This is a genomic window from uncultured Mailhella sp., assembly GCF_944324615.1.
Lineage (GTDB): Bacteria > Desulfobacterota > Desulfovibrionia > Desulfovibrionales > Desulfovibrionaceae > Mailhella.
Window position 1 is genome coordinate 34697 of the sequence record NZ_CALUWY010000003.1, and the last position, 12649, is coordinate 47345.

General features: G+C 57.9%; 9 protein-coding genes. 4 read left to right on the top strand and 5 right to left on the bottom strand.

Annotation, left to right across the window (positions count from 1 at the left end):
- Positions 1–14 precede the first annotated feature (14 nt).
- The 3 genes from Q0K07_RS01395 to Q0K07_RS01405 form a co-directional block, all read right to left on the bottom strand.
- On the bottom strand, positions 15–932 hold the full coding sequence (locus Q0K07_RS01395; protein WP_294555567.1) for a dihydroorotate dehydrogenase: 918 nt from the start codon (positions 930–932) through the stop codon (positions 15–17).
- Positions 932–1783: a dihydroorotate dehydrogenase electron transfer subunit gene (locus Q0K07_RS01400; RefSeq protein ID WP_294555411.1), complete on the bottom strand. Its 852-nt coding sequence runs from the start codon at positions 1781–1783 to the stop codon at positions 932–934. The genes Q0K07_RS01395 and Q0K07_RS01400 overlap by 1 nt, the downstream gene beginning before the upstream one ends.
- An 88-nt stretch (positions 1784–1871) precedes the next feature.
- Entirely contained in the window at positions 1872–2444 is a 573-nt protein-coding gene (locus Q0K07_RS01405) for a manganese efflux pump MntP family protein (protein WP_294555413.1), read from the bottom strand.
- Between the two features lie 124 nt (positions 2445–2568).
- On the opposite strand from Q0K07_RS01405, the gene Q0K07_RS01410 reads away from it, so the two are divergent.
- Both Q0K07_RS01410 and Q0K07_RS01415 read left to right on the top strand, forming a co-directional pair.
- The gene (locus Q0K07_RS01410; protein WP_294555417.1) at positions 2569–4248 is read left to right on the top strand and encodes a ribonuclease J; all 1680 of its coding nucleotides are present in this window, start codon (positions 2569–2571) and stop codon (positions 4246–4248) included.
- Positions 4249–4813: 565 nt separating this feature from the next.
- Positions 4814–6154, top strand: coding sequence for an alkyl/aryl-sulfatase (locus tag Q0K07_RS01415; RefSeq protein WP_294555421.1), 1341 nt, complete (start codon positions 4814–4816; stop codon positions 6152–6154).
- A gap of 75 nt (positions 6155–6229) precedes the next feature.
- On the opposite strand, the gene Q0K07_RS01420 is transcribed toward Q0K07_RS01415, so the two are convergent.
- Positions 6230–7201 (bottom strand): diguanylate cyclase, encoded by a 972-nt coding sequence (locus Q0K07_RS01420; RefSeq protein WP_294555425.1) that lies wholly within the window; start codon positions 7199–7201, stop codon positions 6230–6232.
- 291 nt (positions 7202–7492) lie between these two features.
- On the bottom strand, positions 7493–8173 hold the full coding sequence (locus Q0K07_RS01425) for an IS1595 family transposase (RefSeq protein WP_294555428.1): 681 nt from the start codon (positions 8171–8173) through the stop codon (positions 7493–7495).
- Positions 8174–8719: 546 nt separating this feature from the next.
- Between Q0K07_RS01425 and Q0K07_RS01430 the strand changes: the two genes are divergently transcribed.
- Together Q0K07_RS01430 and Q0K07_RS01435 are read left to right on the top strand one after the other, a co-directional pair.
- Positions 8720–11326 (top strand): VWA domain-containing protein, encoded by a 2607-nt coding sequence (locus Q0K07_RS01430; protein ID WP_294555431.1) that lies wholly within the window; start codon positions 8720–8722, stop codon positions 11324–11326.
- Between the two features lie 216 nt (positions 11327–11542).
- Positions 11543–12649 (top strand): hypothetical protein, encoded by a 1107-nt coding sequence (locus Q0K07_RS01435; RefSeq protein ID WP_294555433.1) that lies wholly within the window; start codon positions 11543–11545, stop codon positions 12647–12649.

The following is a 12649-nucleotide window of genomic DNA, read 5'->3' on the forward strand; positions in this document are numbered from 1 at the left end:
AGAAAAAGAAAACGCTACGCCTCAAGCGAGCCCCGGAAGGAGGCCAGATCGTCGATGCCCATTTCCTCGCACAGGGCGGGCAGCTCGCGGATGATGCGGAAAATGGTTCCGGGATCGCTGAAGTTCGCCGTGCCCACGGCCACGGCATGGGCGCCCACCAGCAGAAATTCCAGCACGTCGCGTGCGGAGCGTACCCCGCCCACACCGATGATGGGCACCTGAACCACCCTGGCGATCTGCCACACGCAGCGCAGAGCCATGGGCTTCACCGCAGGACCGGAAAGCCCGCCGATGACGTTGCCGAGCATGGGGCGGCGGGTGGCGATGTCCACGGCCATGCCCTGAATGGTGCCGATGCAGGAAATGATGTCGGCCCCGGCGGCCTCCACGGCCCTCGCCACTTCCACAATGTCCATGATCTGCGGAGAGAGCTTGGCAATGACGGGCTTGTTGCCTGCGGCGCGCTTCACCGCGTTCACGGCGCGCGCAGCCGTGACGGGATTCTGGCAGAAGCGCTGTCCGCCGCGATGATCGTTGCGGCAGGAAAGGTTCACTTCCAGCGCGGCCACGCCCTTTTCCGCCGCCAGCACGGAGGCAAGGGCGGAAAACTCATCCACATTGGAGGCGTTCAGGTTGGGAATGATGGGCACTTCCTGCCAGGGAAGCTCAGGAAGCACGGCACTGACGAAATGGGCCGCGCCGTCGTTCTGCGTGCCTATGGCGCTCAGCATGCCCGACGGGGTTTCCGCCACGCGGGGCATGGGCGCTCCTGCGCAGGGGCGGAGCGTGAGTCCGTTGGTGATGATGCCGCCAAGCTGGGTGATGTCGCCGTAGGGACGGTACTCAAGACCGCTTCCGAAGGTGCCGGAAGCGCTGAGCACGGGATTTTTCAATTCAAGACGGCCGTCGGCAAGAGATACGCGAAAATCCATCATACGCTCCTTTCTCCCGGCAGGACGGCATGAAGGTCAATATCGGAAGCCCAGAACACCGGGCCGCTGGTACAGGTCTGAACAGGAAGTCCGGCGCGGACGGGGTCGGGCCAGTGCTTCGAGGTGATGGTGGTGCATCCGAGGCAGGCCCCGGTGCCGCAGGCCATGCGCTCTTCCAGGGAAAGCTGCGTGGGCAGGTCCAGCTCCATGGCTCTCTCCCACACCCGCTTCAAAAAGGGCATGGGACCGCAGGCCAGACACATGCCCCCGTGTTCCTTGTATTCCACCATCTTTTCCCGCACCACCCTGTGGAACTGCTCCAGTTCCCCGGGCGTACGGTCACGCATGTTTTCCATTTCCATGCGGGCGGCCATGGCATCGGTGGGATAGTTGTTGCTGGGCAGTCCGTGCCCGAAGAGCATGAACAGGCTCGCCGGGGCGGGATGCACGTCGGCATAACCGGCAAAGGGGGCTATGCCCACGCCCCGGGCCAGAAGCAGCGTCGGCGTGTCGGGCCGCATCTCGAAGCTGGTGCCGAGAGGCCCCCATACCACCACCTTGTCGCCGCTTTTCAGCCGGGAAAGGCGATCCGTCCCCGGGCCGAGAACACGGAAAAACAGCACGAGGCTCTGCGAAGTCACCCGGCAGATGGAAAGCGGACGCGCCCAGGTGGAGCCTTCGCCGTCCTGCATGGGGCGCAGCATGATGAACTGACCGGGATGCCAGCTTTTCCAGGACGGGCGCTCCAGTGTGAGCGCGTAGAAACGGTAGACTCCCGCAGGGCCGGCCACGGGCTGGCCGAAGGGGACATTGTCCGTTACCGTCAGTTCCGAGCGAACAGGGGAAATCATGAGAGCCTCCGCAAGTGTTTTCCTTTTATATGTATCCGATCCCCCTTCCGGTCAAGGGCGTTGTGCCGGACATCGTCTTTTATCCTGCCTACAACACGCCGTGTTCATGCAGAATTTTCACGCCGATGCCTATGAGCACCAGCCCGCCGAGAATGGCGGCTCTGTTGCCGGAAAGACTGGTGGAACCGAGCATGCGGCCGAGCTTCACCCCTGCCGCGGTGACCGCGGCACAGACAATGCCGATGACGGCGGCGGGCCACCACACGGAAACATTGATCATGGCAAAGGAAAGCCCCACGGCCAGAGCATCAATGCTGGTGGCCACGGCCAGCATGATGAGCTGCAGCCCCCGGGAGGGATCTCCCCCGGCCCCGGCTTCCTCTTCCTCGCCGGACCAGGCTTCGCGCAGCATGTTCACCCCCACAAGAGAAAGCAGACCGAAGGCTATCCAGTGATCCCAGGCCTCGATGTAGCTGTGCACCGACACCCCCAGAAACCAGCCGATGACGGGCATGAGAAACTGAAACAGGCCGAAATGGAAGGACAGGCGGAAATAGTGCCTCCAGGTGATGACGGGAAGCGTTGCGGCAGCGGAAACGGACACCGCAAAAGCATCCATGGCGAGTGCCAGGGCAATGGCAAGGATGGCGAAAAAAGACATATCTGCTCCTCAGACGGGGTTTCGCGCATTATACCGGTCCGCTCCCCCGACACAAGAGCTTGTGCAGAAAAGCGGACTGGGATACGATGGCCTGTACCCTAAAGAATCAAAGGATTTTCCGAACATGTCTGAACCTTACCTGACCATAACCCCGCTGGGAGGACACGGCGAAATCGGCATGAACTGCCAGAAGTGGCAAACCGACCAGGGGGTTGTGCTGGTGGATTGCGGCCTCATGTTTCCCGATGACGCGCTGCTCGGCGTGGATGTCGTCATCCCCAGGCTGGATTCCGTCTTTGCCGAAGGTGAAAAAGTGCTCGGCATCGTGCTCACCCACGGCCACGAAGATCACATAGGAGCCCTGCCGTGGCTCCTGCTCCAGTATAAAAGTCTGCGCGGCATACGCATTTACGGTTCCCCCTTCACCCTTGCCCTTGTGGAACACAAGCTTGAGGAACAGGCCCTGCTGGACAGGGTGGAACTTGTGCCCATGCCCGCCTACGGTACGGTGACGCTGGGCAGCCTCATCTTCCACTTCCTTCCCGTGCACCATTCCATTCCCCAGTGCTACGCTCTGGCCGTGGAAACTCCCGTCGGCAAGGTGCTCCATACCGGCGACATCAAGCTCGATCAGGCCCCGCTGGACAACGAAGCCTGCGACCCCCTTTCCGATTTCGCCCGCTTTGCCGAAGAAGGAGAACAAAAGGGCATACGTCTTCTTCTGGCCGATTCCACCAATGTGGAGAACCCGGGCCGCTCCCTGCCCGAAAGGCAGGTGCGCGACGATCTGGACGCCATTTTCTCCGAAGTGAAGGGCCGCATCATCATCGCCCTCTTCTCCAGCCATATCCGCCGCATACGCACGGTGCTGGAACTTGCGAAAAAATACCACCGCTCCGTGCTCGTGAGCGGACGCAGCCTTTCCACCAATATCGACAAGGCCGTGGAACTGGGCCTGCTGGAACGGCCGGAAAACGTCTACAACGAAGCCGCGGGCTTCCCGGAACTTGATCCCGGGCAGAGCGTGGTGCTTGCCACGGGCACGCAGGGAGAACCCCTCTCCGCCCTGGCGCGCATCGCCCGGGGGGAACACCGCCAGCTCTCCCTTCATGAGGGCGACACCATCATCATGTCCTCGCGCGTCATTCCCGGCAACGCCCGGGCCGTGTCGCGGGTGCTCAATCAGATCTACCGTCTGGGGGCCGAAGTCTACCACAACCCCGAAAGAACCGTGCATGCCACAGGTCACGCCTGCCGGGGTGAGCTCAAGGACATCATCGAAACCACAAAGCCCGACTATTTCATCCCCGTGCACGGGGAATACCGGCATCTGGCCCTGCACGCCCGCCTTGCCGAAGAATGCGGCGTGTCCCACGACCACATCAAGATCATTGAAGACGGGCAGCCCGTCACCTTCACGGAGGATTCCATACGCATGGAAGAACCCGTTTCCGTGGAATCCGTCATGGTGGACGGCAAGGGCGTGGGCGACGTGGGCCGCATGGTACTCAAGGAACGCCGCATTCTGGGCGGCGAAGGCCTGGTGGCCGTGGTGCTCGTGATCGCCGCAGAAACGGGCGAAGTGCTGCACGGGCCGGAAATGATCTCCCGGGGCTTTGTGTTCGAGCAGCAGTACAGCCATCTTCTGGAAGACGCCAAGTGCCTTGTGCTCGACCAGCTCGAATCCACCAACCCCAACGACATTTCCCGTCTTTCCGACAAAATACGCTCAAGCCTGCGCCGCTTTTTCCGCGACGTGCTCGGCAGAGACCCCATCGTGGTGCCCATCGTCTCGCAGGTATAACCAAAGCTTTTTCTTCTTCTTTCATGGCCCGGAGCATCCCTGTTCCGGGCCATGTTCTTCTCTACCATGTGAGCCCATGTCAGGTAAAAAGAGTACATGCTCCCCTCGGAGCGGACTCGCCCACACCGGCCCCTCCTCCTGCCGAAAGGCGGATCCTGCATACGCAGCCAGTTTTCCACCAGGTTTCCGGCTTATTCCAGCATAGCATGACCATGCCGCTCTCTTACGTCTTCCCCTTTGCAGCAGCATTCGCTTCTCCTGCCGTCCCGCCGAAGCCTGCAAGCTGCTCCCGTCCGTTCGCCTGACGTCGATACATAAAAAGACATAACGAACTGTGGAAAAGCGGAAAACCTCCCTGCGCCCGAGGTCGGCAGCAGCGTTCTCCTTTCTTGTTTTCAGAAAGCTTCTCCGCGAGACTCCCATCCCGCAGCCATGCGTTCGCCCTTCGGCATGACGCCCCCTACGTGCATGTCATGAGGTCGGGCTCTTGACTTTAATTCGATATCAAACTAAAAATTAATTCGATATCAAACTATGTTCAACAAAACATCTTCAGGAGGTTCCCATGCGCCGAAGTCCCGCTACGCTTGCCTTGGAAAAAAGAAGTGCCGAACTCACTCCTCATCTTGTCCGGCTCAGCCCAAGCGTCTGGCTCAGTATTGCGGAAGATGTCTCCAACATAGGCATGATCATCGGCAAGGACGGCATCATCGTCATCGACACCGGCATGATTCCCGACAGAGCCGCCCGAGTATTGGAGCAGTTCCGTGAAATCGTTCCTTCCGACACGCATCCTGTGAAAGCCGTCATCTACACTCACGGCCACGGAGACCACACCGGCGGTTCTCCGGTATTCTGCAACGAAGGTACCCGGCCCCAGATCTGGGCACGAAGCAACTTCGGAGCGGAAACCACCCCTTTTGAATACGCCGGACTCATGCCGCTGTTCAAGGAACGCGGAGCCCGGCAGGGTGGATTCCGCCTTCCGCCGGAAAAACGCATCTGCAACGGCATCGCTCCCGTACGTTATCCCAAGGCCGGAGGAGCCGTATTCAGCGGCAAAACGGGCGCAGTCCCGCCCGACCACTTTTTCAGCGGTGACAACATACACATCCATATGGCCGGGGTGGAATTGTATCTGTTCGCCACCCCCGGCGAAACCGACGATGCCCTCTCCGTCTGGTTCCCGGAAGAAAAGGTACTGTTCTGCGGCGATGCGTTCTATCGCTCCTTTCCCAACGTTTATCCCGTCCGGGGAACGGGCATGCGGGATATCTCCACATGGTGCGTCAGTCTGAAGCTCATGGCAGCATTGAAACCAGAAGCACTGGCTCCCGGGCATACCGATCCTTTTCTGGGCGGAGAAATCGTGCATGAAGTTCTCACCCGGTACCGTGAAGCGCTGGAATACATCTATAGAAAAACCGTCGACGGCATGAATGCAGGCAAAACGCCGGACGAACTCGCTGCAGAGATAAGGCTTCCCGCAGAGCTGGCAGAGCATGACTACCTGAAGGAATACTACGGCAATGTCGCATGGACGGTGCGCAACATCTTCAACCAGTATGTGGGCTGGTTCGACGGCAATCCGCTGCATCTTTACCGGGACTTCACACCTCGCGAAGAAGCGTTGCGCATGATCGCACTTGCGGGCGGACAGGATACCCTTCTGAAAGAGGCAAAGAACGCTCTTGCCCGGAACGACCCGGCCTGGGCCGCACGCCTTGCCGACCATCTGCTCGCCCTCTGGCCGGAAGAAAGAAGCTTTCTGATCCTCAAGGCCGACGCACTCGATATGCTCGGTGAAAACATACTCACCGCCACGGGGCGCAATTATACCCTTTCCGTGGCGCAGGAACTGCGAAAGAAGGCGGAAGCGCACGAAAAGGACCTGCAGACGCCGTAAGACCAGACCGCCTGCACATAAACGGCGAGCGGAGATTGACAGCACGTTCTATCTCCGCTCTTCTCCTGCCATGCGTCAGGGCTGAGCAACTTTCTCCACAAGATGCATGCCTATGCCGTTGCGGCCTTTCCGCTTGGCCTGGTACAGGGCCTCGTCCGCACGCTTGATGAAGCTGTCCAGCGATTCCGGCGCGGAGAACTGCGTCACGCCGAAGCTGCATGTCAGCCCGATGCCGTGAGGAAAATTCCGGCAGTCGTGCACGGCGTCACGGATGCGTTCGGCAAAGGCCATGGCCCCTTCCCAGTCTACCATGGGGAGCAGAATCACGAACTCCTCTCCCCCGATGCGGGCAACGACGTCTTCCTCCCGGCAACAGTTCCGGAAACCTGCAGCAAGAACTTTCAGAACGGCATCCCCTGCGTCGTGCCCGAAGGTGTCGTTGATCTTCTTGAAAAAATCCACGTCGATCATGACCACGGAAACCGGCTGTTCATGCCGGACGCTCAGCTTCATCCATTCCAGCGTGCGCTTCTCAAAGGCCCGCCGGTTGAGCAGACCGGTCAGAGGATCGGTATAGCTCATCCTGCGCAGTTCCGCCTGCACCCTCTCAAGTTCCGCGATCTTCTCCGCAAGCGCCCTTTCCATGATCTTGATGTCGGAAACATCCACCAGGTTGCCTACCAGCCCCTTCTCTCCCGTGGAAGGCACGGAAAAGCCCTTGCTCCAGTACAATGCATGCCGTGGACCGGCATACGCAGGGCTTACGGTCTCGTAATGAACAACGCTTCCGTTGCGGATGGCGGCCACATCCTCGCGCTGGCATCTTTCCCGGGACTCAGGGGAAAGAAACTCAAGATCCAGCACCGTTTTCCCCAGCAGATCTCTGCGGTCGACATGAAAAAAGTCTTCATAGGCCTTGTTGAAGAAGCAGAAGCGGGCATCGGCGGATTTGGCGAAAACAGGTGTCGGCAGTTCGTCCAGCACGGCTTCAAGAAAACAGATTCTGCGGGATAGCTGTTCTATGATTTTTGTGTCGTCGTCATTCATCGTGTTCACCCTGAAAACAGCCGTTGCAGCATTTCTGTCGACAAAAAACGGCCTGTTTCCATGAAACAGTCACTTTTTCTCTTTGTATATCCGTATTTATCTTTTAGCAACCATCCTCCCGCATATTGCACGAAAAAAAATGACATACCGAAGCATCGAAAAATACCCATCATGGATATATTCTTTTATTTTTCCATAAAAAAAACATTAATGATGCATTTATTGGTTGAAACAGTTTCCGATTTTTATTCTATATAAAAATATTTCTTTTTTTATTTTTTAGGCTCTTGACTAGCTGAGAGGATGTTCTCTGAGCATTTTTAACACCAAAAGATAGATGTTTTCCTGTCTATGGTTAAACCGAAACTCGCATTCCTTCAAGTGGAAATAAAAAGTATGCTTCGGGAGCCCACGAAATCGAATCAGTCGAGTTTTAGCAAAACCCCAGAAACTTTCTATCCCATTTATATGCGAGTGTTTAGTGGCAAATTCGTTATGGGAATGCTGGACACGAAAGTGCTTCTGATTCCCCAAATCCACCAGTCCGTCATACCCACGCCATCCGTCTGAGTGAATGACACTTTCCAGGTCTACACGTCCTCGGATAATCCCCTGGAGAGTGGCCTTGGAGCAATCAGGAACGATTTCTGTATAGACTTTATCGTTACGTTTGAACAGGCCGAAAACAATGGTTTTTCCACGTGCTCCACGACCTCGAACTCCTCGAACACGTCGTGCTCCGAAGTAGCTTTCATCGACTTCAATCTCACCTTTTACAGGAGATTCCGCTTCACAGTATCGGGCGATTCTTTCCCTGAAAGCCGACACATAGCGGTTAACGGTATTACGGTTGACACCAGACAATTCTGCAATCTGAGAAGCCGTCAAATCGACAGAAAAAAGCTTCACAAGTTGCCGAATTTTTGCCTCAGAAATTCTTGAACGATACGCATACTTGTTTTTCATTGCCATGACTAACCAGATAACCTTTTTAGGTCCTTTCAGCTAGTCAAGAGCCATACCGTCCATATCAGTGCTGCAGAAGTTACTTACGGGGGAACCGATACTTGGGGTAATCCGCTCATTGTGAATGAGAATAAGGATGGCTTCACTCTTGCCTATAGCTCCTACAATGGAGGCGGATCGCAATCGTTTGCTCCTGGATATGGAGATGGAGCCCCGTCTCGTCCGGCACCTGAAACGGACTGGGGACTGACGGTCAACGGTGGTGCAGATGAGGACTGGGAAATTCAGGAAAATGGTACTACCAGTGAGGCAGTCGTCATCGAGCTGGATGGCTATGCTTACGGTATAACCGTCAATTTCGGAGCTTTCTTCTCCGGTGGAAGTAATACCGGCACAGGGTGGGATACGAAGTCTGAAAAGGCTCTTATCGCCTTCTATAAGGATGGACAGCTGGTTTACTCCACAGTGGAGGAAGGAACTCAGTCCGGTGAGTTTGTTTACAATACCGGAGATGTCGTTCTTGAGGGATTTGACAGAGTAGTCATTTCTGCTGTGGATAATGGCGAAAACAGCGACTTCACCATTCAGGGCATCGACTTCATCACCAAGCGCGACAACCCCATCATCGTCAGCGAAGGTACGGTGACGGCTGAGTCCGGTGCGGACGGCTTTGCCGACGTCTATGCGGACAGTCATGTGCGCTTCGACCTCGCCGGCATGGTGAACGAAGGAACGCTCAGTGACGACGGCAACTCCGGTGACATCACGGTTCTGATGGGCGGGCAGGAACAGAAGGTGACGCTGACGCTCAGCGAAGGTCCTTCCGGCGAATCCATCCTGACCGGTACGATGGAGGAAGGCGAGCAGCTCTTCACCGCCACGCTGGATGAGAACGGCAGCTGGACCATGGAACAGTACGAACAGTTCCGCGTGCCCGGTGAAGAGGGGCAGTCTTCCAACCAGTTCGAGCTGGCCTTCAAGACCGAAGACGCCGACGGCGACGTCGTCAGTACTACGGTAGACGTACCTCTGGAAGTGGTGGACCAGACGCCTGGCCTTGATAGTCCCATCGACAACGGCAACGACAGCATCACCATCGCCGGCGGTGACGGCGTTGCCGGCACCGTGGCCGCAGGCGATACCGGCGGCGTGGTCGAAGGCCAGCAGGTGGCGGCCAACTACAATGTCTGCTTCATTCTGGATATGTCCACCAGCATGACGAACAACAGGATTGGAGGCGATGGTCCTGACAGTAGGCTGAACAGACTTGAAGCGGCTGAACAGAGCATTCAGAACTTCATTACGAGCATTGAAGGAAACACGGACTTTACCGACGGCAGCGTGACTGTCGCAGTCATTCCCTTTGCTGAAGACGCAGCCAATCCTATCGAAATAACGATTACCAAGGTGGCAGGTGCAACAACATATTCCTATGAAGGCAGAAGCTATGCCTCTTTCGAGGCTTTCAGCAGAAGCTTCGTGAATGACATAAACAGGGCAGATGTTGATAGTACCTCCGTTACAGACTATGGCCCTGCCTTTTCCAAGGCGGCCGCCTGGTTTGATAAGCTTGGCGATAGTGTTGAAAACGCTACGGGCAATATCACGTATTTCCTGACGGACGGTCGTCCGGCGGGAGCGGGTACCGATGATGCTTACAAGGACGATTATCAGAGAGCGTGGAATGCCTATCAGGAACTGCTGTCCGCTCAGGGTGATGGCCACATCAATATCCATGCCATCGGCTTCGGTAACGATTTGTCGGACGCGGACATGGAAAACCTTGCCATGTTCGACAACACCGCCCAGACTGTGGGTGACGCTCATGCTGCCAACGGCTGGTTTGAATCCTCGGACGGTGTGTATGCCCCCGGTGGCATAACATATGAACATCCTGAATCCATTGACCGCAGTGCAACCTATTATGTGGAGATTCAGGGTAGCCTGCAGGAAGTCACCTACTCTTCTTGGCATAGGGAATGGGGCTATCGTTCGGGATGGTCTTGGAGGTCGGTTGATGAGGGAAGTCTCCTCGAACAGGTCATTGTTTCCGTCAATGGTGGTACCAGTCAGCAGGTGACTGATACCAGCAGCCTGAGCGCCGCCTTTGAAAGCGGTTTCAAGCCGGGCGCGCTGGTTGCCGTTGGTAGCGACGAGATCACGGCGGCGGATTCCGCCTCGTCCGTCATCGTGTACGGCGACGTGCAGAACACCGACCGTCTGCTGTATGATCTGAACCAGAATACCACTATTCAGGCCGCCCTGGTGGCTGCCGGTATCGGCTACGGCTCCGGTGCGGAAGTGTTCCAGTGGTTGGAGAACCAGGACAACGCCTCCCTGCTTGCAGGCACGAAGTACCAAGGCTGGACGCATACCGACACCGTGGATTACATGCTGGAGCATGCCGAGGAGCTGGGCTACGAGACCCGCGTGGATGGCACCGGCGACTTCTACCTTGTGAATGCGCACGGCGATGTGTGGAACATGGACGGCTCGGAAGCCGGGGGCGTTGAGCTGGCAGGCCTCACCGGCCGCGAAGACGGCAACGACACCATCACCGGCAGCGGTGCGGATGACGTCATCTTCGGTCAGGAAGGCAACGACACCATCCATGGCGGTGCGGGCGACGATGCCATCTACGGCGGCAGCGGCAACGACACCATCCATGGCGATGCGGGCAACGACTACATCGACGGCGGTGCGGGAGCCGACACCATCTACGGCGGCGAAGGCAACGACATCATCGTGTACGACGCAAACGACGTGCTGGTGAATGGTGGTGAAGGCATCGACTTCATGGTGTCCACGGACAGTGACCTTACGCTGGATGCGCTGCTTGCGGGCGGCGAGGGCAAGCCCAATGTGGACGGCATAGAAGTGCTCATCACGGGCAGTGATGCCCTCAGCCTGACCAGTATGGAAAAGCTGGCTGCCGATTACGGCATCAGCATCAGTGTTGATGCAAGCGGCAATGAGACCCTTACGCTGGATATGACGAAGTGGACGGAGCAGCATGACGGCACCTACGACTTCAAAGGCGAGGCGGATCTTACCCTGCAGCTGGATGCCGGCACCGGCGCAGCCCTTCAGAATGTGACGAGCGTTGACGATGCCGCCGCACAGCAGCAGGTGTTCCTGCTCCAGAACAGCAACGGTTAACCATGATCCGGGGCGGCCTTCGGGCCGCCCCGGCCTTTTTCCGGCGGTCCTGCCTTTGCGGTGCGGACCGCTTTTTCATGGGGAGGCCGGCGCAGGTGAGCCGATGCAGCATTGCCGGTACGGAATGTTCTGAGGTATATTCGGGCAGAGACTCCGTTCCGGAGCCTGCGCCTTTTTCCCGCGGGATGAAAACGCGGGCCGCCAGGGGAAGGGAATATGCGGATTTTGTTTGTCAACCACGCTTTTCCAGGCACGTTCGGCGCGCTGGCGGCTGCATTTGCCGCGGGCGGGCATGAGGTGCTTTTCGCCTCCGGCTTCCGGCGGCGGGATTTTACCCTGGCAGGAGTGCGTCATGTCGTACTGGCCTCTTCCCGGGAGGCGCGTGCAGGGGGAAGTTCCCGGTATGCCCCCGGTCTGGAAGGCGCGATTTCCGTGGGAAGCCATGCGCTTCATGCCTTCAGGCGGCTCGGGGAAAGCGGCATGGCGCCGGATATGATCGTTCTTTCCGCCAGCGACGGCTACGGCCTTTTCTGTGAAGAGGCCTTTCCTCATGCTTTTCGTGTGGGCTGGGCGGAAGGGGCGAAGGCTTTTCTGACGGAAAAAGCGCGGGGGGAACCCACCTTTACCCGCCATCTTCTGCAATGCCGCCATGCCCTGAGCAGTCACCTTGTTCTGTGCCCCGGCACGGGCGAAAGGAGTCTTTTTTCCTCCCGCCTTGCCCATGGAAGGGATGTGCCCTGTCCGGTGAATACCGGGTGGTTTTCCCCGGGAGAAAAGAGGCGGCCGGAACTTGTGCTGTTCCACGCGGGCAGGGACGGCGCGGCGGAAGATCTGACCATGGTCGCGGGCCTTCTCACGGCGCGCGGCACATGCCGTGCCGCGGTACTTTGCGACGGCCCCTCGGTACGGGAACAGTGGATGCAGGCGTGCGCCGCCCTGCCGGAAAAAAGTCGGCCGTATGTGCCGGGCCAGCTTTCTCTTGAGGAATACCGGAGCCTTCTGCGCGGTGCCTCTCTGGTGATGTTTCCCCGCCCCGACCTGCCCAGTTCCGTACTGCTGGAAGCCATGAGCTGCGGGGTTGTTCCCGTACTGCCCGAAGGCGCGGGGCCTTCCTTCCTGCATCACGGGAAAAACGCCTTTTTCTTCCGTACGGGAGAAGAGAGCGGACGCTTCCTTTCCGCTCTTCTGGACGGGGAGCTTGCTTCCGTGCAGGATGCGGCGCGGCGGGATGTGCTGGCCCGCTTCGAACAGAAGAACGTGACGGCGCTGCACATGAAGCTTCTGCTCGACGAGTATGCCCGGTGGAAGAACAAAGGTTGCTGA